The organism is Rhizobium tropici CIAT 899 (genome assembly GCF_000330885.1).
GTDB lineage: Bacteria > Pseudomonadota > Alphaproteobacteria > Rhizobiales > Rhizobiaceae > Rhizobium > Rhizobium tropici.
The window spans coordinates 696,450-720,801 of the sequence record NC_020062.1; the positions used below are offsets into that span (position 1 = coordinate 696,450).

Genomic DNA, 24,352 nt, shown 5'->3' on the forward strand with positions numbered 1-24,352 from the left:
GTGGCCTTATCGACCCTTCTGCTTCCGCCATTCCGCGAATTTCTGTTTCGGCGCGTCGCTGGTCGCCGGATAGAGGCCGATGATGGTGGCGCCGTTCATGACTTCCTCGGTGACGAAATCCTCATAGGCCGTCATTTCCACGGTCTCAGTGGCAATCTCATCGGCAAGATGCGCCGGAATGACGATGACGCCCTCATTGTCGCCGACGAGAACATCGCCAGGGAAAACTGCGACATCGCCGCAGCCGATCGGGCCGTTGATTTCGATGGCCTGGTGCAGCGTCAGGTTTGTCGGCGCGGACGGGCGGTGATGATAGGAAGGGATATCGAGAGCGGCGATTTCCGGGCTGTCCCGGAAGCCGCCGTCGGTGACGACGCCGGCCACGCCGCGTACCTGCAGACGCGAGATGAGAATGGAGCCGGCGGAGGCGGCACGCGCATCCTTGCGGCTGTCCATGACCAGCACGAAGCCGGGCGGGCATTGCTCGACGGCGGCGCGTTGCGGATGTTCCGGGTTGCGGAAGACTTCCAGCGTATTCAGGTCCTCGCGCGCCGGAATATAGCGCAGCGTGAAAGCCTGGCCGACCATGTTCGCCTTCTTCGGCGAGAGCGGCCGCACATCCTGAATGAACTGGTTGCGCAGGCCGCGCCGGAAAAGCGCGGTGGCGATCGTCGGTGTTGCGACGCCCATCAACTTGTCGCGCGTCTCATTGCTCAGCACATAATTGCTCATGCTATAAATCCTTTGTGATCAATAGATGTCGGGCTCGCCCGGCGTCGGGCCGAAGCTGTTTTCCAGGAAATCGAAGTCGCAGCCGGTATCGGCCTGCGCAACGTGGCGCGAGAACATCCAGCCATAGCCGCGGCCATATTTTTCCGCTGGCTTGACCCATGCGTCGCGCCGTCGCTGCAATTCGTCTTCGTCGACAAGCATGTCGATGCGCCGCGCCTCGAGATCGAGTCGGACGATATCGCCGTTGCGCAGCAGCGCCAGCGGCCCTCCGACATGGGACTCGGGTGAGACATGTAAAATACAGGCGCCGTAGCTCGTGCCGCTCATGCGGGCGTCGGAGAGGCGAAGCATATCCCTGTGCCCCTTCTTCAGAAGCGCCTTCGGGATCGGCAGCATGCCCCATTCGGGCATGCCGGGACCGCCCTGCGGGCCGGCGCCGCGCAGCACCATGACGTGATCGGGCGTGATGTCGAGATTTTCATCGTCGACCGCCGCCTTCATTTCCGGATAGCTGTCGAAGACGAGCGCCGGACCCTGGTGCTTGTGAAAGCGCGGATCGCAGGCGGCCGGCTTGATGACAGCGCCGGTCGGCGCGAGATTGCCCTTCAGCACCGCAAGCGACCCCTCATGATAGACCGGATTGTCGAGCGAGCGGATGACATCGTCATTGTAACATTTCGCACCTTCGAGCGTTTCGCCGAGGGTGACGCCGGAGACGGTGAGCGCGGAGAGGTCGAGCTTCGAGGAGAGCTTCGCCATCAGCGCGCGCAGGCCGCCGGCATAGTAGAAATCTTCCATCAGATAGGTTTTGCCGGTGGGCCTGATATTGGCGAGCACCGGTGTCGTGCGTCCGGCCTTATCGAGATCGTCGAGCGAGAGATTGATGCCGGCGCGCCGCGCCATCGCGATCAGATGCACGACGGCATTGGTGGAACAGCCCGTCGCCATCGCGACAGCGACGGCATTGCTGACCGCGGCCTGCGTGACGATTTTCGAGGGAACGAGATCTTCCCACACCATCTCGACGATACGCCGGCCGACAGCTGATGACATGCGGATATGATTGGCGTCCGGCGCGGGAATCGAACTGGCGCCGGAGAGCGTTAGGCCGAGCGCCTCGGCGATGGCCGTCATCGTACTTGCCGTGCCCATGGTCATGCAGTGACCATAGGAGCGGGCGATGCCAGCCTCGACATCGACCCATTCCTTCTCCGAAATGGTGCCGGCGCGGCGCTCGTCCCAGAATTTCCAGGCATCCGATCCCGACCCCAGATATTCGCCGCGATAATTGCCGCGCAGCATCGGGCCGGCCGGCAGGTAGATCATCGGCAGCCCCATGGAGAGCGCGCCCATAACAAGACCAGGCGTGGTCTTGTCGCAACCGCCCATCAGCACGGCACCATCGACCGGGTGCGAACGCAAAAGCTCTTCGGCCTCCATCGCAAGCATGTTGCGATAGAGCATGGTCGTTGGCTTGACATAGCTTTCCGACAGCGACAACGCCGGCAGCTCCAGCGGAAAGCCGCCGGCCTGCAAGATGCCGCGCTTCACGTCCTCGACGCGATGCTTGAAATGCGCATGGCACGGATTGGCGTCGGACCAGGTGTTGAGGATGGCGATAACGGGCTTATCCGTCCATTCTTCGGGCGCATAGCCCATCTGCATGGTTCGTGAGCGGTGTCCCGAACTTCTGAGGTCATCGGGCGCGAACCATCTGGCGCTGCGTAAATCCTGGGGCTTCTTCCTGCTATTCATTGTGTTCGAGCCTTGTATTCGAATGTTGGTCGAAGGGATAAAAGCATGCGCCGCATCATTCCTTCATGCCCCATTTTAGCAGGGTGCGGCGTTCGATCGTCTGGAAAACCAAGTTCTCGACAATAAGCCCGATGACGATCACAGTCAGCAGGCCGGCAAAGACCGCGGGGATGTCGAGAAGATTGCGGTTTTCGAAAATGAACCAGCCGAGACCGCCCTGGCCTGAGGAGACGCCGAAGACGAGTTCGGCGGCGATCAGCGTGCGCCAGGAGAAGGCCCAGCCGATCTTCAGACCGGTCAGGATCGATGGGAACGCGGCGGGGATCAGGATACGGAAGACATAGGAAAGACCCGTCAGCCCATAGTTGGCGCCGACCATGCGCAAGGTGCGGGAAACGCCGAGAAAGCCTGCGTGCGTGTTCAGAGCGACGGCCCAGAGAACGGAATGAATAAGCACGAAGACGAGACTTGCCGGTCCCAGCCCGAACCAGATGAGGGCGAGCGGCAAGAGCGAGATGGCCGGCAGCGGATTGAACATCGCCGTCATGGTCTCGAGAAAATCGGTGCCGATGCGGGTGTTGATCGCAACGACCGTCAGGACGGCGGCGAGCACCGTTCCCGAGATGTAGCCCGTCACCAGTATCTTCAGCGTGGTCCAGATGCGCGCCGGCAGGACGCCATCGGCGAACCGGTCATAAAGCGCGGTCAGCGTGTCGCTCAGCGTCGGGAACAGCAGTGGATTGTCGAGATGCCGGGCATAGGCCTCCCATATGACGGCGAGAATGACGATCAGCAATGATTTGCGGAACAGGCCCGACTGCCAGAGGAGTTCCATTGTGCCGAGCTTCTGCTCAACGGCTGCGATATGGCCGGCGGCTTCCGTTGTCTGAGGAGCAAGGATGATCTGTGGCGCGCTCATGGTTTACTCCCTGTGTCCCTGCTCGGCAAACAGCATGTGATGGATCTCCTGTTCCAGCTTGGCAGCGGCAGCGGGATCATCACGGACGGCTTCCACATCGCGCACCTCGGCCTTGACGCGGCCGGGATGCGGCGACAACAGCAGGATGCGGTTGGAGATCTTGATCGCTTCGGCAATCGAGTGCGTCACGAAGATGACGGTGAAGCGCGTATCTTCCCAGAGCTGCAGAAGTTCGTCCTGCATCTGCCGGCGGGTGAGGGCATCGAGCGCGGCAAAAGGCTCGTCCATCAGCAGGATATCGGGCTGCATCGCCATGCCGCGGGCAATGGCGACACGCTGCTTCATGCCGCCTGACAGCATGTGTGGGTAAGTGTCGACCGCGCGGGTGAGCTTGACCTTTTCGATATAATCGCGGGCGATCGCCTCCGCTTCGCCGCGCGGCAGGCGGCGGGCCGTCGTCAGCGGGAACATGACGTTTTCCAGTACCGTCTTCCAGGGCAGCAACTGGTCGAATTCCTGAAAGACCATCATACGGTCGGCACCCGGCTTCTTGACCGCTTGCCCCTTGATCTCAATCCGGCCCGCGGTCGGTGTCATGTAGCCGCCGATGGCCTTCAGCAGCGTCGATTTTCCGCAACCCGAGGGACCAAGGAGGACGAAACGGTCGGACTGGGCAACCGAGAAGCTGACGTTTTCCGTCGCGGTGATCAGCAGGTTCGGCGTCTTATAGCGAAGCGTTACCCTGTCGACATTCAGAAGCGGTTTTGCGGTCATTGTTTCCGTCACCGGCATGTCGGCGTGCGTTTTTGCCTGAAGCATGAGCCTTCTCCGAGGGGGGCTTGAAGGCGGCATTTGCGCCGCCCGCAAGCGTCAGTTGCCATTAAGATCGGCTGATTCCGGCAGGTAATAGTCGGTCCAGGCCTTGGGCATGGTCTTCAGCGTGCCGATTTTATGGAGATGGGTCGCGAACTTCATGGTTCCCTGCGGATCCATGCGGAACTCCATCATGTGCGGCTCGTTCAGGATCGCCACGAGATCTTCGACGCTCGTCTTGTCGCCGCTGACGGTCTTGTAGGCTTCCACGGCCGATTTCGGGTCCTTCTTGATGAGATCGATCGCTTCGGCCGTCGCTTCGCGCACGGCCTTGATGATGGTTGGATTGGCGGTTGCGAACTGCGTCGTGGTGAAAAAGGTGCCCTGGGTCAAATCGCCGCCGATGATGTCGCGGGAATCGATGACCTTGTGAACGCCCGGCTGCTTCAGCTCGAGATATTGGAAGGGCGGGGCGGAGAAGTGGTTCTTGACCTCATGGGTCTGGTTGGCGAGCGCTGCCATCGCGTCGGGGTGACCGAGCTGCACCGTGTTGGTGTCGAACTTGTGCACCTGGTCGTCGCCATACATTTGCGCGGCGGCCATCTGCAGCAGGATGGCCTGCGTGGAGACGCCGACCGTCGGCACGGCGATCTTGTCGCCCGGCTGAATATCCTTCAGCGACTGGATGCGCGGATCGCGCGAAACCATGATGACGGGTTGGGCCGAATTGGTGACGATGCCCTTGACCTTGCCTTTCGTGCGGTCCCAAAGCAGCAGCAGATTGCCGGTGCCGGTATTGACGATGTCGACATTGCCGGACAGCAGCGCATCGGTCTGTGCGCCGCCGCCACTGAAGGTGCGCCATTCGACCTTGACGCCCTGTAGGCCATCGGCCGCCGCATGCTTCTCGATCAGCTTCTGCGTCTCCATCACATGGCTGGCGAGATAAAGAATGCCCGGCTGCCGCGTGATCGAGATGTCGGTCTTTTCGGCAGCACCGGCCGAAAAGGTGCCGGCAATTACCACGCCGACCGCGGTCAGACAGCGAAGAAATCCTCTCATTTGCTCCTCCCAATTGATCCAACCTTTGAGAAAGAGGTTGGTGTCGGCTCACTAAAGCACTAATGTATCAGTGCATCAAGCCCCGAACTGTGTTTAATGAGCAAATGCTCTTGATCAGAAAGGCCGCCAGTGAAGCTCAACCCGAAAGAATTTGCCCTCGACCGCTCCCGCCAAGTCGGGCCGCAGATCTTGGAAATCCTGCGATCGCGCATTCTTTCGATGAGCCTGCCGCCAACGACGGTCTTGTCGCGCATCTCGCTGCAAAGCGAATTCAATGTCAGCCAGACCCCCGTGCGCGACGCTCTGATCCGGCTCGAGGAGGAGGGGTTGGTCGAGGTCTATCCGCAATATGCGACCGTCGTTTCGAGGATCGATATCCGCAACGCTATCGAGGCGCATTTCCTGCGACTATCGATCGAGCTTGAAGCCGTTCGACGGCTGACGCTGGATTCACCCGGTGAAACGGCAGCGTCTCTGGAGACCGTTCTGGTGCGTCAGAAGCATGTCATGTCGCCTGAGACCTACGATCTTTTCGATTCTCTCGATAAGGATTTTCATCGAGTGCTTTACGAGAGAGCAGATATCCTCGGCCTCTGGTCGACCGTCCGGCGCCAGGGGGTGCACATCGACCGACTGCGCATGCTGAACCTGCCGATGCCTGGCAAGCTGGAGCAGATCATCGTCGATCATCAGTCGGTTGTCGACGCTGTCCGTTCCGCCGATGCGGAGACCGCCGTCGCCGCCCTGCGCAAGCATCTCTCCGGCACCCTGTCGATCATCGATCTCATCTGCGAACAATATCCGGACTATGTGAGCCGCTAGCCTATTGGCTTTCGCACCGACGTGAGATGTGGAGCGTGCCAGCACCCGCATTGGCTTGCGCCTCGCTTCATGCGACAAAGTCATAGGGAAACAAATCATGGAGTTCGCTTGACCATCGGGCTTGCGCATGCGGAGCTGATCGCGGTTCTGACGGCCGTTACAGGCAGTGATCCCAGGGTAATGACGGTGCGGTCGGGCGATGCCTTGCCGTCCGGTCCGTTCGAGCTTGGTCATCGCACGCTGCAAAGCGGGTTACGCGAATGGGTTCAGGATCAGACCGCCCATCCCGTCGGCTATCTGGAGCAGCTCTATACCTTTGCCGATCGCGATCGAAACAATGACATTCTCGGCGGTCGCACGATTTCGATCAGCTATCTCGGGCTCGTGCGCGAACAGGCTGCCCCCGGCGGCGGCATGCCGGGCTGGCACGGCTGGTACGAATATCTCCCCTGGGAGGATCATCGAGATGGCCGGCCGCCGATTCTCGAGGATATCACCGCTCGGCTCACATCCTGGATCGAGGAGGATGCGATGCGCAGCGGCCAGCGCCGCCGGCGCGCCGATTTCGACTTCGGGCTGAATGGTGCCGTATGGAACGAGGATCTCGTCCTGCAGCGCTATGAATTGCTCTACGAGGCGCGTCTCGTCGCCGAGGCGGGTTGCGATCTCAAGCATAATTTCGGCCGATCGATGTTTGCCGATCATCGCCGCATCCTTGCAACCGGCATGGCGCGGCTTAGAGCCAAAATCAAATATCGGCCCGTCGTCTTCGAACTCATGCCGGAAAACTTCACGCTGCTGCAATTGCAGAAAACCGTCGAGGCGCTGGCCGGTCTGACGCTGCACAAGCAGAATTTCCGCCGGCTGATTGAGCAGCAGGAACTGGTCGAGGAAACCGGCGGCACCGAAAGCGAGACCGGCGGCCGTCCGGCCAAGCTTTTCCGCTTCCGCCGCGCAGTCCTCGAAGAACGCGAATTCGCTGGAACGAAATTACCGCTCTCCCGCAATTGACATATGCTCATATTGAGAATATCCGTTTGCTCACGATATACTCAAGATGAGTATAATAAGGAGCCGGCCATGAATCTTCCCATATCCGCATCCTCCCTCTACGATCGTGTCAGCCGCGTCATCCCGAAAGCCGAATGGCTGTCGTTCCAGGATGATGTCGAGGCGATCCTTGAATTGAAGCGACGGCACAATGCTGTCATTCTCGCCCACAACTATCAGACGCCGGAGATCTTCCATGGCGTTGCCGATATCGTCGGCGACAGTCTTGCGCTCGCCCGCAAGGCCGTCGAAGTGGACGCTGACATCATCGTCCTCGCTGGCGTGCATTTCATGGCAGAGACCGCCAAGTTGCTGAACCCAGAAAAAACGGTTCTGATCCCCGACATGGAGGCCGGTTGTTCCCTTGCGGAATCGATCACGCCCGAGGATATTGCGCTGCTGCGCCAGGCCCATCCGGGTGTTCCGGTCGTGACCTATGTCAATACGTCGGCAGCGGTGAAGGCTGCCTCCGACATCTGCTGCACGTCGGGCAATGCCCGGCAGGTAGTGGAATCGCTTGGAGTGCCGAAGGTGCTGATGCTGCCGGACGAATATCTGGCCCGCAACGTCGCGCGCGAAACCAACGTCGAGCTCATTGCCTGGCATGGGCATTGCGAGGTTCATGAACTCTTCACCGCGGACGATATTCGCCAGCTACGTGAGAATTATCCCGGCGTAACGGTGCTTGCGCATCCGGAATGCCCGCCCGATGTCGTCGAGGCAGCGGACTTTGCCGGCTCGACGGCCGTCATGTCCGATTATGTCGGCAAGAAGCGCCCGTCGCGCGTCGTTCTTCTGACCGAATGTTCGATGAGCGACAATGTCGCCGTGCATCATCCGGACGTCGAGTTCATCCGCCCCTGCAATCTCTGCCCGCACATGAAACGCATCACGCTTGGCAATATCCGCAAGGCTTTGGAAGAGGGGCAGCATGAGGTGATGGTCGACCCGGCGATTGCGGCCGATGCCCGCCGGGCGGTTGAAAGGATGCTGGCGATATGAGCGAGATCCTCGAAGAACTTGGTGGCCGCATCGTCGTTGTCGGCAGCGGCCTTGCCGGATTAATGACGGCGCTGACGCTGGCGCCCGAGCCGACCGTGATCGTCACCCGCGCCCTGATCGGTGCGGAGACATCGAGCGCCTGGGCTCAGGGCGGCATTGCGGCCAGCATCGGCGAGGGCGATAGTGCCGCCCTGCATCTCGCGGATACGCTTGCCGCCGGTGACGGGCTCTGCGACGCGAAGGTGGCGGCAAGGATCGTCGCCGAAGCACCTGCCGCCATCGCGGCACTGGAGTGCTTCGGTGTTGAGTTCGACCGCAACGATGCCGGCGAATTGTCCCTCGGCCTCGAAGCTGCACATTCGTTTCGGCGTATCGTGCATTCCAAGGGTGATGGTTCGGGGGCCGCCATCGTCCGCGCGCTTGCCGAGGCGGTTGCCCGCACGCAGTCGATCACGGTACTCGAGGGCTATCAGGCACAGCGGCTGTTGCTGGACGGCGATCGTATCGCCGGCCTTCTGTGCCTCACCGACAAGGGCAGCGTCGTTCTACAGTCATCGCGCATGGTTCTCGCTACGGGCGGTATCGGCGGGCTGTTCGATGCCACGACCAACCCGGTCGGCAACTTCGGGCAAGGCATTGCGCTTGCGGCAAGAGCCGGCGCGCGGCTTGCCGATATGGAGTTCGTGCAATTTCATCCGACGGCGCTCGACAGCCGCAGGCGCCCGTTGGCGCTTGTCAGCGAAGCCGTCCGTGGGGAGGGCGCGCTTCTCGTCAATGAAAGCGGTGAGCGCTTCATGGCCGACGTCGAAGGTGCCGAGCTTGCGCCGCGCGATGTCGTCGCGCGCGCCATCAGCGCGCAGATCGCCCGAGGCGGCCGGGTCTTTCTCGATGCGCGAGCTGCGCTCGGCAATCGCTTTGGCAGCCGCTTTCCGGTGATCGAAGCCCTTTGCAACGAGGCAGGCGTCGATCCGGCGAGCGACCTCATTCCAGTACGTCCTGCCGTTCACTATCACATGGGCGGCGTTGCCACCGACGAGAACGGCCGCAGTTCCGTTCCTGGCCTTTGGGTCGTGGGCGAGGCGGCTTCCACCGGCCTGCATGGCGCCAATCGCCTTGCCAGCAATTCGTTGCTGGAGGCGGCTGTCATGGGCATGCGGGCGGCGCACGATATTGCAAGTAGCGATGTGAGCCCTGCAAGCTTGCCGAAACATTTCCCCGAGACTTTTGCGCCAGATCCGGCGCTCGTCCGGCCGATTGTGTCGCGGCATCTCGGCGTGCTACGCAATGGCGGCGCCATCCATGGCGCCATTGCTGCCCTCCTGCCGTTTTGTGAGAACGAAAGCACAGTAACCGACCCTGCGCTAGTGGCCTTGCTGATCGCCGTCTTCGCAAGTCTCCGGATGGAATCGCGCGGCGCCCATGCCCGCACTGATTTTCCGCTCAAGCTGCAGCGTGCGCAGCGCCGCATGATGCATCTCACAGACGCGCTGGATATTGCCCGGTCTGTTACCCCCTATTCCATGGCAAGGAGTGCCTGATATGACACTTGCTCCCCTCCCGCGCCTGATCGTCGAGCCGCTGGTGCGCAATGCATTGGCCGAAGATCTCGGCCTTGCCGGCGATGTCACAGCCACGGCGGTCATCCCGGCGGAACATCGGTCCCGCGTTGCGATGGTCACCCGACAGCCGGGCGTGGTCGCGGGCCTCGATGCCTCCGAGTTGGCCTTCCAGCTGGTCGATCCTGCCATCGCCATGACCCGTCACGTCCCCGACGGTACGAAGGTAGAAGCAGGCGATGTCATCGCGACAATCGAGGGACCGTCTCGCGGCCTGCTGACGGCGGAACGCACCGCACTCAATTTTCTCGGCCATCTCTCCGGTATCGCCTCCGTGACCGCCAGCATCGTCGAGGCGATCGCCGGCACGAAGGCCTCGATCGTCTGCACGCGCAAGACGACACCCGGCCTCCGAGCCTTGGAAAAATACGCCGTGCGCGCCGGCGGCGGCATAAACCATCGCTTCGCGCTCTATGACGCGGTGTTGATCAAGGACAATCACGTCGCAATTGCCGGGGGCATCACTGAAGCCATCCGCCGAGCCAAGGCGGGGGTGGGTCACATGGTCAAGATCGAAGTCGAGGTGGATACGCTGGCGCAGCTTCGCGAAGCGATGCAAGAAGGCGTCGATGCCGTGCTGCTCGACAATATGACACCGGATCAGCTGCGCGAGGCGGTCGATATCGTCGGCGGCGGGGCCATCACAGAAGCCTCCGGCCGCATCACGCCGGCAACAGCTGCCGCAATCGCCGCCTCCGGCGTCGATCTCATCTCAATCGGCTGGCTGACGCACAGCGCGCCGACGCTGGATATCGGACTGGACTGGAGGGCGGCGGCTTAGAGCCGCCGATCCCGGGTCAAACGACCACCGGCACTTGTGCGCCATCCATGCTGATCACGACGCCAGTGACGTAGCCGGCTTTGGCCGAACTCAGAAAAGCGACGACATTGGCGATGTCGGAAGGATCGGCCATGCGGCCGATCGGGATGCGCTTCAATGCGTCGGCAAGCGCCTCTTTCTCGGTCGAACCGGAAGCCTTCGCTGCCGCCTTGAGGCCTTCGGCGACGCGATCCGTTTCGGTGAGGCCGGGATTGAGGCCGACGACGCGCACGCCTTTGCCGGCATAGGCACTGGCAAGCCCGACGCTTGCGAGCATCAGCGCGGCATTGGCCGATCCGCCGGCCAGATGGACCGGCGAGGCGATCTTGCCGCCATTACCGATGATATTGATGACGGCACCTGAGCCGCGCATGCCCATGCGCTTGATGACGGGATCGATCACATTGATGTAGGAAAAGTATTTCGCATCCATCGCAGCCCGCCAGATGGCAGGGGTCAACTCATCCGCCGGCGTGCGGGCCGCGGCACCCGCGCTGTTGACGAGGATATCGATCGGGCCGATGTCGGCCTCCACCTTATCCACCACGGCAAGCGCCTGCTCATCGGAGATCAGATCGGCGGCATAGCCATGCGCGCCGGGAAGCCTGGAGAGGGCGGCATCGATATTGGATTGCGAGCGCGAGCAGATCGCGACCCTCGCTCCCTCCTGCAGGAAGAGTTCGGCACAGGCATAGCCAATGCCCTTCGAGCCGCCGGTGATCAGAACGACTTTATCCTTGAGGCCGAGGTCCATGGAATGTCTCCGGTATGATTTGCTTGGATCGCCAAGCTACGTCCCGAAATCACCACCGTACAGGGTCGCGGTCGTCACAGCTTGGTTACCGGAGCGCGATCTTACGAAAGACGCTTCGCCTTCAGCACGGAAACGGCTGTCTCGCTATTATGGACATAGTCGTTGGCATCGGGCTGACGCTGCACCAGCAGAATGAACAGCAGATCGGTCAGCATCAGCTGCGCGTCGCGGGCGGTGATTGCCGAGGAGCGGACGCGATCCTCGTCGCCGACGGTATGGAGGCAGATATCGGCGACGCGGGCGAGCGGATTGTCCTGCAGCCCGGTGACGGCAATGACGGTTGCCTGGCGCTGGCTAGCCAATTCCGCAATCCGCAGCGTCTCGATGCTGGCGCCGGAATAGGAAAGCGCAAAGAGCAGGTCGTCCGGCCCAAGCGTCGACGCGTTTGCCATCTGCACATGACTATCGCTGTCATGCAGCACATTGCGGCCGAGCTTCATCAGCTTGTAGGAAAAGTCGCGCGCAACCAGCGAAGAGGCGCCGACGCCAACCAGATGGATACGCCGCGCGTCATGAAGCGCCTCGAGCGCCTTTTCGATATCGGCTTCGTTGTTGACCGAGATGGTCTGCTGCATGGCCTGCATCTTGCTGCCGAGCAGCTTCTGCAGGATCGTGAGGTAGCCATCGCCCACTTCGATCGTGCCGTGGATCATGCCGGCCGGCGCCTGCCATTCCTGCGCTTTCGCCTCGCTGACGGCAAGTTTCAATTCCTGATAGCCGGCATAGCCGAGCTTCTGGCTGAACTTGACGACGCTCGACTGGCTGCGGCCGGTTTCGACCGCGAGCGCTGCTGAGGACAGGCGCAGCATCTGGTCGGGATTATCGATGATGAACTGTCCGATCTGGCGATCGGCGGGAGCCATGGTTTCGAGTTGCGCGCTGATTTTCTTTAAGATCGACATTTGTCCCTTCGAGCCATAGAGGCCGCTTCACCCGCCGACACGAGCGCACCGAAAATAGCATCCGGTTCAAGCTCGGCAATCTCGCTTTCTGCAAGCGGACATTATCACAGCAAATTGGAATAAAAAATTCCAAATCTTGTTGACACTCTGGAATGGCCGATTAGTCTTTGGAAGAAATGCGTGAAGGACTCGCGGTGTCCTCACCTTTTCCTCGACGGATACTCATCATGGACAGACTTCGCATCTCCGGCGGCAGACGGTTGCAGGGCGCGGTGACCATCGCCGGCGCCAAGAATGCCGCCTTGCCGCAAATCGCAGCGGCGCTCTTGAGCCCGCATCCGCTGGAACTGACGAACCTGCCCGCAGTCAGCGACGTCGAGAACATGCTCGATGTCATTGCCCTTCACGGTGCCAGAGTTGAGCGCGGGCCGCATGGCACCACGATCGATGCGAATAACATCGTCTCGAAGGAGACGTCCTACGATACGGTCAGGCGCATGCGGGCGACCGTGCTGGTGCTTGCGCCGTTGCTTGCCCGCTTCGGCCATGCGCGTGTTTCCCTTCCTGGCGGCTGTGCCATCGGGGCGCGGCCCGTCGATATGCACATCAAGGCCCTGGCGACGCTGGGCGCCGATATTGCGATCGAAAGCGGCCTGATCGTCGCATCGGCTTCAAATGGGCTGAAGGGCGCGCGGATCGTGCTGAGTTCGCCCTCCGTCGGCGCGACGGAAACGGCGATGATGGCCGCCTGCACCGCCAGAGGCGAAACCGAGATCTTGAATGCCGCCCGCGAGCCGGAGGTGGCGGATCTCGCGGCCTGCCTCAGTGCTATGGGTGCGCGGATCGAAGGGGCGGGGACCCATCGCATCCTCATCGATGGTGACACCGATTGGCGTCCCGCCAAGCACCACGGCATTCCTGACCGTATAGAAGCCGGCACCTATGCCGTGGCGGCGGCGATCACCGGCGGTCAGCTCGAGCTTATTCATGCCCGGCTGGAAAATCTGGCCTCGGTCGTCCAGGCGCTTGAGGCCATGGGCGTCAGCGTCTGGCCGAGCGATCGCGGTCTGGTGGTCTCTCGAGACGGCCCGCTCAAAGGCGCCGATATTACCACCGAACCCTATCCCGGCTTCCCGACGGATCTGCAGGCGCAGTTCATGGCGCTCGCCTGCTGCGCTGAAGGCGCGACACTGATCCGCGAGACGGTGTTCGAAAACCGCTTCATGCATGTGCCGGAACTGACGCGGCTCGGCGCCAATATCACCCTGCAGGGCACGACGGCACTGGTGCGTGGCGGAGCGCCGCTCAAGGGCGCACAGGTGATGGCGACGGATCTGCGCGCCTCCGTGTCGCTGGTTCTCGCCGCCCTCGTGTCCAAGGGCGAAACCATCGTCAACCGCGTCTATCATCTCGATCGCGGCTATGAGCAGCTAGACCGCAAGCTGCGCCTCTGCGGCGCCGATATCGAACGGCTGACGTCATGACTGCCGCATCGAAAGGCGCGCCTTATTTCCTCGGCATCGATGGCGGTGGCACCGGCTGCCGGGCGCGCATCGAGGATGCTGAAGGCACGGTTTTAGGGCAAGGGTTGTCTGGGCCGGCGACGACCAGGCTCGGGATCGCCGAAGCATGGGCGTCGATTTCGCGTGCCTTTGACGCAGTAATAGAAGAAGCCGGGTTGAGTGCCGACGATATCGGGCGCATCCACGTCGGCGTCGGGCTGGCGGGCATCGGCCGCAAGGGCGCGCTTGATGCGTTGAAGGCGATAAAACACCCCTTTGCCAGTATCGAGTTCATCAGCGATGGCGAGGGCGCCTGCCTCGGGGCCCATTCCGGCCGCGATGGCGCTATCGTCATCGCCGGTACCGGCTCGATCGGGCTCGGTCTCGTCGAAGGACGGCAATTGCGGGTCGGCGGCTATGGTTTTCCGATTTCGGATGAGGGCAGCGGTGCCTATCTCGGGCTGAAGGCAGTCCAGCTTGCGCTGCGCGCCCATGATGGCCGCGAACAGAAGACGGCGCTGCTAGCCGAAATCATGCAACGCTTCCAGAATGATCCGATGGAGGCGGTCGCCTGGATGGACCGGGCTTCGGCCACGGATTATGCGGCCCTTGCACCGATGGTCCTCCGTCATGCCGATCAGGGCGATGCCGCCGCGCGGCGGATCGTGCAAAGTGCAGCCGCCCATATCGATACGCTGGTTCGCACCCTGTTCGAAAAAGGTGCGCCGCGCGTCTGCCTGCTTGGCGGTCTCGCAAGCCCGCTCGAGCCTTGGCTCTCGCCCGATGTACGCCGTCGCTTGAAACCCATCGACGGTGACGCCGTATCCGGTGCGATCATTCTTGCCAGGAGAGCCATTTGCCAAGATTAACGAGGGATCTGTGGAGGCTGAATTTCGCACGATCGAAATGGAATATTTTATTCCTTTTTAGATTGACGGAAGGAATAAACAGACATAATGTTAACCAAGGTAAACAGGGAATGGACGGGGAACGAAGCCGAAAAGGCCATCCTGCGTCCCGGCTGACTGAAACCGATTTTGCGGCGGCAAGCTCGATCTTGAAGTGATCGAACTTGACACTGCGAGTTATTGATATCGAGGCGTTATTTCGCGAGCAGGCCCATGACAGAGCAGACGTTGATATCCGAACTGGAGCAGTTGGTTTCCGAAGGGCGCAATCCGAATACGATGCATATCGATCTCTTGCCGACCTTCGATATCCTGCGTGAAATGAACTATGAGGATCAGACGGTGCCGCTCGCCGTCGAGAAGGTCATTCCGGCGATCGCCGCCGCCGTCAATCAAATCGTCGCCGCCCTCCAGAAGGGCGGACGGCTGATCTATATGGGTGCCGGCACGAGCGGCCGTCTCGGCGTTCTCGACGCTTCTGAATGCCCACCGACTTTCAGCGTGCCGCCGGACATGGTCGTCGGCCTTATTGCCGGCGGTCCGGATGCGCTGCGGCGCTCGATCGAGGGGGCGGAGGACGATCCGGCGCAGGGGCGCCAGGCGCTGGAAGAGATCAAGCTGAGCAAGGATGACGTGGTCGTCGGCATCGCCGTCAGCGGCCGCACGCCCTATGTGATCGGTGGCCTGAATTACGCCAAGAGCATCGGTGCCTTTACGGTTGCGCTCTCCTGCAACCCGAACTCCATCATCGCCGGTATTGCGGATCTGGCGATCTCGCCGGTCGTTGGTCCGGAAATCCTGACCGGCTCGACAAGGCTAAAATCGGGCACCGCGCAGAAACTCATTCTCAACATGCTGACGACGGCAAGCATGATCCGCATCGGCAAGAGCTATCAGAACCTGATGGTCGATGTCAGCGCCAGCAACAAGAAGCTCGTGGCGCGCGCCTCGCGCATCGTCATGCAAGCGACCGGTTGTACCCAGCAGGAGGCGCGCCGCGTGCTTGATCTGACCGGGAACGACGTCAAGCTTGCCATTCTCATCGAAATTACCGGGATGGGCATTGAAGAAGCCCGCACGGCATTGCAAAACGCTGATGGATTCCTGCGTAAGGCCATCAACGCCAGGACTGCTTGAGACAACCATCGCGGCACGCCGCGACGGCAATCAATAGGCTAAAATCGGCCGGGGACTTTTAAAAAAATTTGGAGGACTGAAAGTGAAAGGGAATTTTGCAAAGACGCTGATTTCGGGAGTGGCGCTGGCCGTGGGGGTTGGTCTGGCGACCGTCGCGATTCCGGCGCAGGCAGCGACGCTGCGTATGGCATGGTCGCAGGACGCGACGGGGCTTGATCCGCATAAGCAGACCGCCTTCTCGTCCATTCGCCTGCTGGAACTGATCTACGAGCCGCTCGTTCGCCTCGATGGCAATCTGCAGATCGCGCCCGGTGTGGCCGAGAGCTGGCAGTTCTCGCCCGACGGCAAGCAGCTGACCTTCAAGCTCAATGCCAAAGCCAAATTTCAAAACGGCGCAGCCGTCACCTCGGCCGACGTCAAGGCCTCCTTCCAGCGCATTCTCGACCAGGCGACCGGCGCGGTCGCCCGCGCCAATTTCCTGTCGATCGCGAGCATCGATACGCCCGATGCCAATACCGTTGTCTTTAATCTGTCGCAGCCCGACGTTCCCCTTTTGACGGCGATGACCAGCCTCAATGCTGCCGTCGTGCCGGCCAGCGAAATCACCGCCGGCACGATCGGTACCAAAGCGATCGGTTCCGGCCCCTTCAAGCTCGACAGCTGGGTTCCGAATTCCAAGGAAGTCCTGAGCGCGAATAAGGATTGGGCCGGGGGCGCCACCGGCGTCGACGGCATCAACATCAGCGTGCTGCCGGATGAAACCGCGATCCTTGCCTCGCTTCGCACCGGTCAGATCGATTTCGCGCTGCTCAACGATCCGCTTGTCGCAACGCTGGTGCCGAAGGAGCCGAAGCTGCAGCTCACCCGCACGCCGATCCTTTCCTACAACGTTCTGCAGCTCAATCCGTCGCGCAAGCCGATGGATCAGCTGGTCGTGCGCCAGGCGATCTCCTGCGCCATCGACCGCAAGGACGTGATGGATACGGCCGCCCTCGGCGAAGGCAAGGTGACGGGGCCGCTGACGATGCCGCTCTATGCGACAGATCCCAGCGCGCTCTTTTGCTACACACGCGATGTCGCCAAGGCGAAGAAGCTGATGGCCGATGCCGGCTTTGCCAATGGCTTCTCCGCGACGGTGATCGCCGCAACCGGCGAGCCGCCGACCGCCACGGCCGAGGCGCAGGTCATCCAGTCGCAGCTTGCCGAAATCGGCATCAAGCTCGATATCAAGGTGATGGAACTCAACGTCTATGTCGACACCTGGCTGAAGGGCAATTTCGACATGGCCGTTGCGCTCAACGGCGGCAGTGCCGACCCCTATTCCATGTACAACCGTTATTGGACCAAGACGGGCAACCTGCAGAAGGTCGCCAACTATATCGACGACACGCTCGACAGCCTGATGCAGAAGGGCCGCGCCGAAACCGATCCCGCCAAGCGCAAGGAAATCTTCGCCGAGTTCGAAAAGCATCTTGCCGAAGTGTCGCCCTGGATTTGGCTCTATACGGCTTATGGCTACACGGCCGAACAAAAGAACGTCGAGGGCTTCGTCCCGACGCCGACCGGCTCGCTGTTCGGTCTGAGCAAGGTCTCGATCAAGTAGCGATGACCGGGACCTGGAGCATTTCCCTTTCGAGCGATATCATGGAGATGCTCTATCTCTTTGTTTTTACGCAATTTCAGCTGTCAGTTCACGTCTTGGTTTAGCTGAAATTGTTCTAGAGGAATTGCAATGTCATATCTGACGCGCCGGCTGATGACATTCCCGCTGATCATGCTGGGCGTATCCATCTTCGTCTTCGTCGCCATCCGGCTGGTGCCTGGCGATGCGATCACGGCGATGCTCGGAACCAATGCGGGCCTGCTGACGTCGGAGCAGCGGCAGGCCCTTGCCGCCTATTTTGGTATCGATCAGTCATGGCCTGTCCAATACTGGCATTGGCTGCTCGGCGTATTCCAGGGCAATCTCGGCATATCCGTTACCTATGGCAAGCCGGTGCTTGATATCATCCTGGAGCGCTTTCCGTTGACGCTCGAGCTTGCCTTACTTTCCATGGTGATTGCGCTTGCCATCGGCCTACCGGCGGGCGTCTTTGCCGCCACGCGCAATGAAAAACTGTCCGATCTTGCCGTGCGCATCGTCGCCATGATCGGACAATCGACGCCGAACTTCGTTCTCGGGCTTCTGCTCATCTATGCCTTGTCGGCCGGCTTCGGCGTGCTGCCGACCATGGGCGCCTTCACGCCCCTTTGGGAGAACCCGCTTGAAAATCTCGGCCAAATGCTCCTGCCGGCGCTGACGCTTGGCTTCGCCTTCGCCGCCTCGGTGACGCGTGTCGTGCGCTCCGCCATGCTCGATGTCTTGAGCGATGACTATGTCCGCACGGCCCGCAGCCGCGGCGTGCCGGCGCGTGGCGTCATCTGGCGGCATGCTCTGCCGAATGCTCTGATCCCCGTGGTGACGCTGAGCGGCGTCGAATTCGGCTATCTGCTCGGCGGCGCCGTACTGGTTGAGCAGATCTATGCCCTGCCGGGACTGGGGCGTCTGGTGCTGGATGCGATCCAACAGCGCGATTATGCGCTGGTCCAAGGCTGCGTGCTGTTCATCGCCTTCAATTTCATGATCGTCAACCTGCTTGTCGATCTCGCCTATGTCGCGCTTGATCCGCGCGTCCGTCTGGGAGAAGGCTGATGCGGATCGCCAGGGCTATTTTCTCACATATGAGCGGCCGGATCGGCGGCGTGATTGTGCTCGTCTATATCGTCATTGCCATCCTTGGTGTGCTTGGCTTGACGCCGCATGATCCCGTCGCGCGCAATCCATTGGCTCGCCTGCAATCGCCCAATCCTGCATATTGGATGGGCACCGATCTGCTGGGGCGCGATGTAGCCAGCCGCTTGATGAATGGCATCGGTGAATCCTTCACCGTCGCCTTCTTTTCGGTTGCGTTTGCGACCCTGATCGGCACCGTGCTTGGCTTGACCGCCGCGTGGTCGGGCAAGCGCTGGGATGGCGTCATCATGCGCACCATGGATGTGCTGCTCGCCTTCCCGGCGATCCTGCTGGCACTCCTGATCATCGCCATCGTCGGGCCTGGCACCTGGACCAGCGTTGCCGCGATTGCGATCGTCTATACGCCGATTTTTACCCGCGTGGTGCGAGGCCCGGCCCTTTCGCTGAAGGCGCGCGATTTCGTCGACGCCGCCCGCACTTTCGGCAGCAGCCGGTCCTACATCCTGACGCGGCATCTCCTGCTCAATCTCGTAGCGCCACTGACGGTGCAGGTGACGCTGGCGCTCGCCTGGTCGTTGCTGACCGAGGCGGGTCTCAGCTTCCTCGGCTTGGGAACGCAGCCTCCGGCCTCGTCTTTGGGCCTGATGTTGAGCGATAGCCGCAATCTCATGGAGACGGCACCCTGGCTGCTGATCTTCCCAGGCGTGACAATCATGATCTCTATTCTCGGCTTCAACCTGCTCGGCGATGCCCTGCGCGATATCCTTGATCCGAAGATGCGGAGGGCGACGGTATGACACCGCTTCTTTCCGTCTCTGATCTCTGCGTCGGCTTCGGACGCAACCCCGAGACCAAGCCCATTGTTCGCGGTGTCAGCTTCGATCTCGATGCCGGCGAGACGCTGGCGATCGTCGGCGAGAGTGGTTCCGGCAAGTCGGTAACAGCATTGTCAATCAATCGCCTCGTCGATTTCGGCGGTGGCCGGATCACCGGCGGCTCGATCCGGCTCAAGCGTGCCGACAACAGCATCCTCGATCTCACCAAGGCGAGCGAAGCAGAACTGACGAAGATCCGTGGTGCCGAGATCGGCATGATCTTTCAGGAGCCGATGACCTCGCTCAACCCGGTTCTAACGATTGGGACGCAGATCGAGGAATCCTTCCGGCTGCATCGCGGCCTGACCGGCGGCCAGGCAAAGGCGGCGGCCAAGGACGCGCTGGATCGCGTGCGCATTCCAGATGCCGAGCGGCGACTTACCTATTGCCCGAACCAGCTTTCCGGCGGCATGCTGCAGCGTGTGATGATCGCAACGGCGCTTGCCTGCAATCCGCGTCTATTGATTGCCGATGAGCCGACGACGGCGCTCGATGTCACTGTGCAGGCGCAGATCATGGCGCTGCTTGCCGAATTGAAGCACGAGACCGGCATGTCGATGATCTTCATCACCCACGATATCGGGCTTGTCGCCGGCATCGCCGACAAGGTGATGGTGATGCAGGCCGGCGAGGCGGTGGAGCAGGGCGAACTCGATCAGGTTCTCGATCATCCCGCGCATCCCTATACCCGGCATCTGCTGCATTCGGTCCCGCATTTTTCATCGGGGCAGGCGGCACGCACCGATTTTCAACGCGATGAGCCAGCACTAAAATCGGTTTTGAAGGTGGATGGCTTGACGGTTCGCTTTCCGGTCAAGGGGAGTTTCCTGCGTCGATCGACCGATGCGGTTCACGCCGTCGAAGGCGTCGGTTTCGACCTGATGCCCGGCGAGACGCTGGCGATCGTCGGCGAAAGCGGCTCGGGCAAATCCACCACCGCCCGGGCGATCCTCGGATTGGTGAAGTCGATCCGCGGCACGTTTACGACCAATGGCGGCAAAGCCGCCGATCGCACCAGCGCGGTGCAGATGGTCTTCCAGAACCCCTATGCCTCGCTCAATCCGAGACTCCGCATCGATAGCATCCTTGCCGAACCGGTGATTGCATCGGGTGCGCGCGTTTCGGCCGAGATGCGCGAACGCATGCTAATGCTGCTGAAGCGCGTGGGATTGCCGGAAAATGCTCTGGAGCGCTATCCGCACGAATTTTCCGGCGGCCAGCGTCAGCGGCTTTGCATCGCGCGCGCATTGATGCTCAATCCGTCCGTGCTGGTGCTGGACGAAGCGGTGTCCGCGCTCGACGTCTCCGTTCAGGCGCAGGTCCTGGAATTGCTGATCGAACTGCAGCGCGAATATGGGCTCGCCTATCTCTTCATCTCGCATGACATGGCGGTCGTGGAGCGGATCGCCCATCGCATCGCGGTGATCTATGCCGGGCAGATCGTCGAGATCGGCGATGCCGCCTCGGTCTTGTCGGAGCCCAAGCATTCCTATACCAGGCGGCTGATCGCGGCGGTTCCGACGGTTGCGCGGCGCAAGGAAAACTTTACGCTCGATACCCGCCAGGTTCCGTCCCTGGTGCGTCCTTTGGGCTTCGAGCCCGCCCTTCCTGAGTGGCGCCGCTTTGCGCCGGATCACATCGCGCTGGCGGAAGCTTGAGCGAGGCCGAGGAGAGGCGAGATGGCAAGCAGGGGGAGCATGCAGTTTCAAGAGCGTTTTGATCGAGCCTTTGCACCGATCGAGCAATCGGTTTCGGCGGCGCGCATCCCAGGCGGCGTGCTTGGTATGGTCGACCTCGACGGTATCAGGCAGGTCCGTGCCGTCGGTTCGGCACAGAAGGTGCCTGATATCAGGCCGATGCTGGTCAATACCTGGTTCGATCTTGCCTCGCTCACCAAGGTTATTTTCACCACGCCGCGCATCCTGGCCCTGGCCGAGGCGGGCACGATAGACCTCGATTCTCCCTTGATCGAACTCCTGCCTGATCTTCGCCAATACAGTGCCGAGGCCTGGGAACGGAAGGTGACGTTCCGCCAATGTCTCGGTCATCAGACACCATTTCCGGCGGTCGAGCCGATCTACACCTATGGCCGTGACCCCGACCTCCTGCGCACCTTCATCCTGCAGCGCGAATGGCGCGCCGGCCCGCCCGTCTATTCCGATATCAATTTCATACTGCTCGGCTTCGTGCTGGAGCGGCTGAACAGAAAGACAATTCGCGCCATGGATCCGGGGCCGGGATTTGCCTTTTCCGCGCCGCCGGAATTGGCCGCCGCAACGGAAGACTGCACCTGGCGTCACCGCGTTCTATCGGGCGAGGTTCATGACGACAATTGTTCGGCATTGCAGGGTGCCGGCCATGCCGGCCTGTTCGGCACGGTGGATTCGATCCTCGATTTCGCCAAGGGATTGCTTGACGGTAGCGGCGCGTCGGCGCAGTCAATCGCGCTGATGCGGACACCGCTTTCCGCCACTCGCACCCATGGCTGGGAACGGCCCCATGACGGTTGGCATGGCGGCACTCTCTGCTCGCCCGGCACGATCGGCCATACGGGGTTTACAGGCGTGGCCCTCTGGGTCGATTTCGACCAAGGCCGAGCCTGGACCCTCCTTACCAACCGCATCCATCCGACGCGCCACTTCGACAGCGGCATACTGGCGCTTCGTCAGTCCGTCAGCGATCTCGTCAACGCAGCATAGGAGCCTGACCATGGAACCAATCTGGGCAGTCGGTCTGATGACCGGGACCGTCCTCGACGGCAATATCGATGTCGCCATGCTGAAGACGGACGGCGAGCGGATCGAGGAGTTCGGCCCCTATGTTCTGGCTCCCTATCCCAGCTGGATTCGGGAGCTGCTGGAAGAGACGCTGCGGCAGGCACGCCCATGGAATTTCGAGGGACCCGAACCGGCGATCTTCAAGGCGGCCGAGGAGGCTTTGACGCGGGCGCAATCGGAGGCGGTGAGAGAACTGGTTGAAGGAAACGGCATGACGATGGCCGATATCGGTGTCGTCGGTTTCCATGGCCAGACTGTCCTGCATCGCGCGCCACAGAAGGATCGGTTGGGGCAGACGCGCCAGCTTGGCGATGGCGAGCTGATGCGGTCCATTCTCGGCACCAAGGTCGCCTATGATTTCCGCTCGGCCGACATGCGCGCCGGCGGGCAGGGCGCACCGCTTGCTGCCGCCTACCATACCGCGCTGTTGCGCGGTGCAGGTGCTGCGGGCGAGGCGGCTATTCTCAATCTCGGCGGCGTTGCCAATGTCACCTGGTGGGATGGAGAAGGCAATTTCGTTGCTTTCGATACCGGCCCGGCCAATGCGCCGCTCAACGACTTCATCAAGTCGCACGGGCTTGGCGAGATGGACCGCGACGGTGCGCTTGGACGTGCCGGCAAGGTCGATGAAGCGCGGCTCGAGCGGCTGCTGCAGCATCCTTATCTGACCGCACCCTATCCGAAATCGCTGGATCGTTTCGATTTCGGCGCCTCGATGGCGGATGGCCTTAGCCCGGAGGATGGCGCCGCCACGCTTTCGGCCTTCACGGCAAGCGCAGTCGGCAAGGCGCTGGATCTCCTTCCTCGCAGGCCCACCAAGGTCGTCGTCAGCGGCGGCGGCCGGCACAATCCGACGATCATGTCGATGCTCAGGAGCCGGGCTGGCGTCGAGCCGATCTTTGCCGAAGATCTCGGTTGGCGCGGCGATGCGGTGGAGGCGGAGTGCTTTGCGTTTCTCGCGGTGCGCGTGCTGCGGGGCCTGCCGATCAGCTTTCCCGGCACGACGGGCGTGCCGGCGCCGATGCGCGGTGGTCGCCTCGCGCAATAGCCGCCCGCGAACCAGCTGTCGCCTGAGAGGTTTTCGCTTCCGTCCATCGATGATATGAAGAGGCCGCGAATTTGCGATCGGTTGGTCTCGGACGGATATCGCTTATATGGCAGGCAGGCAGTATAAGGCAGGCTTCGTCGGTATCATTGTCGCTTTCGCGACCGCACTTGCCATCGATGCTTTTGTTTTTAGCCCAGCAGCTGCGCAACCGGAATGGCGCGTTGCGCCTCCCGTCTGCGTTTCCGGCCCAATGACGACGGAGACGGGCGAGACGCTTTGCCTGCGCAAGGACAGCTACAATCGCGATCTCTGTACGGCCATCGAGTATTTCGCTCACAGCAATCGTCTGCCGCCGGAATATCTGGCGCGGCTGGTCTGGCGCGAAAGCCTGTTTCGCTCCGATGCCGTCAGCCCTAAGGGTGCGCGCGGCATCGCGCAGTTCATGCCGGGAACGGCGAAGCTGCGCGGCGTGCGCGACAGCTATGATACGCTCGAAGCGCTCGGCAAGGCGGCGACCTATCTCGATGAGTTGCGTGACCGTTTCGGCAATCTCGGTCTTGCTGCCGCTGCCTATAATGCCGGGGAAGGCGGTCTTGCCAATTTCCTCAATTCTGGCGGGCTTCCCTATGAGACGCGCAACTATGTGAGCGCGATCACCGCGCACAGCGTTGAGGAATGGCGCGACGATCCGCCCGAAATCGCAGCTCCCGTGCTGGATAAGAGCAAGCCGTTCGTCGATTCTTGCGTCGCGCTCGCGCAAAGCCGTCGCCTGAAGCCCATTCCCTTGGAGCAGGAGCGGCCTTGGGCGCCCTGGGGCGCACAATTGGCCGAGCATTTTCAGGTGGATGCCGCTCGCCGTCTGTTTACCGCAAGCATAAGAAAACTGCCGTCACCGCTGAATACGGAGAGGCCGTTGATCGTGCGGCAGCGCAATGCCGACTTCGGCCGCCGTGTCCGTTATGCGGCGCGCATTCCGCGGCAAACGCGGGAGGAAGCGGATGCCGTTTGCACGGAGGTCCGGCAGCAGGGCGGCTCCTGCCTGGTCTTCAAGAACTAACGCAACG

The 24,352-nt window shown here is 61.5% G+C and carries 22 protein-coding genes; 15 read left to right on the forward strand and 7 right to left on the reverse strand.

Going from position 1 to position 24,352, the window contains the following annotated elements:
* Positions 1 to 6: 6 nt before the first annotated feature.
* The 5 genes from RTCIAT899_RS25345 to RTCIAT899_RS25365 are packed head-to-tail and all read right to left on the reverse strand — an operon-like array spanning position 7 to position 5,281.
* Positions 7 to 732, reverse strand: coding sequence for a ribonuclease activity regulator RraA (locus RTCIAT899_RS25345; RefSeq protein ID WP_015342673.1), 726 nt, complete (start codon positions 730 to 732; stop codon positions 7 to 9).
* 18 nt (positions 733 to 750) lie between these two features.
* Complete coding sequence (araD, locus tag RTCIAT899_RS25350) at positions 751 to 2,487, reverse strand: L-arabinonate dehydratase (protein ID WP_015342674.1); 1,737 nt, start codon at positions 2,485 to 2,487, stop codon at positions 751 to 753.
* A gap of 55 nt (positions 2,488 to 2,542) precedes the next feature.
* Positions 2,543 to 3,406: an ABC transporter permease gene (locus tag RTCIAT899_RS25355; protein ID WP_015342675.1), complete on the reverse strand. Its 864-nt coding sequence runs from the start codon at positions 3,404 to 3,406 to the stop codon at positions 2,543 to 2,545.
* A 3-nt stretch (positions 3,407 to 3,409) separates the two neighbouring features.
* The gene (locus RTCIAT899_RS25360) at positions 3,410 to 4,225 is read right to left on the reverse strand and encodes an ABC transporter ATP-binding protein (RefSeq protein ID WP_015342676.1); all 816 of its coding nucleotides are present in this window, start codon (positions 4,223 to 4,225) and stop codon (positions 3,410 to 3,412) included.
* A 51-nt stretch (positions 4,226 to 4,276) separates the two neighbouring features.
* A complete protein-coding gene (locus RTCIAT899_RS25365; protein WP_015342677.1) occupies positions 4,277 to 5,281 on the reverse strand; it encodes an ABC transporter substrate-binding protein in 1,005 nt (334 codons plus the stop codon).
* A gap of 129 nt (positions 5,282 to 5,410) precedes the next feature.
* On the opposite strand from RTCIAT899_RS25365, the gene RTCIAT899_RS25370 reads away from it, so the two are divergent.
* From RTCIAT899_RS25370 to nadC, 5 genes are all read left to right on the forward strand, one after another.
* Entirely contained in the window at positions 5,411 to 6,103 is a 693-nt protein-coding gene (locus RTCIAT899_RS25370) for a GntR family transcriptional regulator (RefSeq protein WP_015342678.1), read from the forward strand.
* A gap of 108 nt (positions 6,104 to 6,211) precedes the next feature.
* The gene (locus tag RTCIAT899_RS25375) at positions 6,212 to 7,114 is read left to right on the forward strand and encodes an NUDIX hydrolase (RefSeq protein WP_015342679.1); all 903 of its coding nucleotides are present in this window, start codon (positions 6,212 to 6,214) and stop codon (positions 7,112 to 7,114) included.
* A gap of 69 nt (positions 7,115 to 7,183) precedes the next feature.
* Positions 7,184 to 8,155, forward strand: a complete 972-nt coding sequence (nadA, locus tag RTCIAT899_RS25380; RefSeq protein ID WP_015342680.1) for a quinolinate synthase NadA — start codon at positions 7,184 to 7,186, stop codon at positions 8,153 to 8,155.
* Positions 8,152 to 9,693, forward strand: coding sequence for an L-aspartate oxidase (locus tag RTCIAT899_RS25385; RefSeq protein WP_015342681.1), 1,542 nt, complete (start codon positions 8,152 to 8,154; stop codon positions 9,691 to 9,693). Before nadA ends, RTCIAT899_RS25385 begins: the two co-directional genes overlap by 4 nt.
* 1 nt (position 9,694) lies before the next feature.
* Positions 9,695 to 10,552, forward strand: coding sequence for a carboxylating nicotinate-nucleotide diphosphorylase (gene nadC, locus RTCIAT899_RS25390; RefSeq protein ID WP_015342682.1), 858 nt, complete (start codon positions 9,695 to 9,697; stop codon positions 10,550 to 10,552).
* A 16-nt stretch (positions 10,553 to 10,568) separates the two neighbouring features.
* Here the strand turns inward: nadC and RTCIAT899_RS25395 are convergent, their stop codons facing one another.
* On the reverse strand, positions 10,569 to 11,345 hold the full coding sequence (locus tag RTCIAT899_RS25395) for an SDR family oxidoreductase (protein WP_015342683.1): 777 nt from the start codon (positions 11,343 to 11,345) through the stop codon (positions 10,569 to 10,571).
* Between the two features lie 101 nt (positions 11,346 to 11,446).
* Positions 11,447 to 12,307, reverse strand: coding sequence for a MurR/RpiR family transcriptional regulator (locus RTCIAT899_RS25400; RefSeq protein WP_015342684.1), 861 nt, complete (start codon positions 12,305 to 12,307; stop codon positions 11,447 to 11,449).
* A gap of 227 nt (positions 12,308 to 12,534) precedes the next feature.
* Between RTCIAT899_RS25400 and murA the strand changes: the two genes are divergently transcribed.
* From murA to RTCIAT899_RS25450, 10 genes are all read left to right on the forward strand, one after another.
* Entirely contained in the window at positions 12,535 to 13,791 is a 1,257-nt protein-coding gene (gene murA / locus RTCIAT899_RS25405; protein ID WP_015342685.1) for a UDP-N-acetylglucosamine 1-carboxyvinyltransferase, read from the forward strand.
* Positions 13,788 to 14,678, forward strand: a complete 891-nt coding sequence (locus tag RTCIAT899_RS25410; protein WP_015342686.1) for a glucosamine kinase nucleotide-binding domain-containing protein — start codon at positions 13,788 to 13,790, stop codon at positions 14,676 to 14,678. Before murA ends, RTCIAT899_RS25410 begins: the two co-directional genes overlap by 4 nt.
* 252 nt (positions 14,679 to 14,930) lie before the next feature.
* Positions 14,931 to 15,854, forward strand: coding sequence for an N-acetylmuramic acid 6-phosphate etherase (gene murQ, locus RTCIAT899_RS25415; protein WP_015342687.1), 924 nt, complete (start codon positions 14,931 to 14,933; stop codon positions 15,852 to 15,854).
* Between the two features lie 82 nt (positions 15,855 to 15,936).
* The gene (locus RTCIAT899_RS25420) at positions 15,937 to 17,457 is read left to right on the forward strand and encodes an ABC transporter substrate-binding protein (RefSeq protein WP_015342688.1); all 1,521 of its coding nucleotides are present in this window, start codon (positions 15,937 to 15,939) and stop codon (positions 17,455 to 17,457) included.
* 129 nt (positions 17,458 to 17,586) lie between these two features.
* Entirely contained in the window at positions 17,587 to 18,546 is a 960-nt protein-coding gene (locus RTCIAT899_RS25425; RefSeq protein ID WP_015342689.1) for an ABC transporter permease, read from the forward strand.
* On the forward strand, positions 18,546 to 19,385 hold the full coding sequence (locus tag RTCIAT899_RS25430) for an ABC transporter permease (RefSeq protein WP_015342690.1): 840 nt from the start codon (positions 18,546 to 18,548) through the stop codon (positions 19,383 to 19,385). Before RTCIAT899_RS25425 ends, RTCIAT899_RS25430 begins: the two co-directional genes overlap by 1 nt.
* Positions 19,382 to 21,121: an ABC transporter ATP-binding protein gene (locus tag RTCIAT899_RS25435; RefSeq protein ID WP_015342691.1), complete on the forward strand. Its 1,740-nt coding sequence runs from the start codon at positions 19,382 to 19,384 to the stop codon at positions 21,119 to 21,121. The genes RTCIAT899_RS25430 and RTCIAT899_RS25435 overlap by 4 nt, the downstream gene beginning before the upstream one ends.
* Before the next feature lie 21 nt (positions 21,122 to 21,142).
* Positions 21,143 to 22,162: a serine hydrolase domain-containing protein gene (locus RTCIAT899_RS25440; protein ID WP_015342692.1), complete on the forward strand. Its 1,020-nt coding sequence runs from the start codon at positions 21,143 to 21,145 to the stop codon at positions 22,160 to 22,162.
* A 10-nt stretch (positions 22,163 to 22,172) separates the two neighbouring features.
* Positions 22,173 to 23,288, forward strand: coding sequence for an anhydro-N-acetylmuramic acid kinase (locus RTCIAT899_RS25445; RefSeq protein ID WP_015342693.1), 1,116 nt, complete (start codon positions 22,173 to 22,175; stop codon positions 23,286 to 23,288).
* Positions 23,289 to 23,394: 106 nt separating this feature from the next.
* On the forward strand, positions 23,395 to 24,345 hold the full coding sequence (locus RTCIAT899_RS25450; protein ID WP_015342694.1) for a lytic transglycosylase domain-containing protein: 951 nt from the start codon (positions 23,395 to 23,397) through the stop codon (positions 24,343 to 24,345).
* Positions 24,346 to 24,352 lie beyond the last annotated feature (7 nt).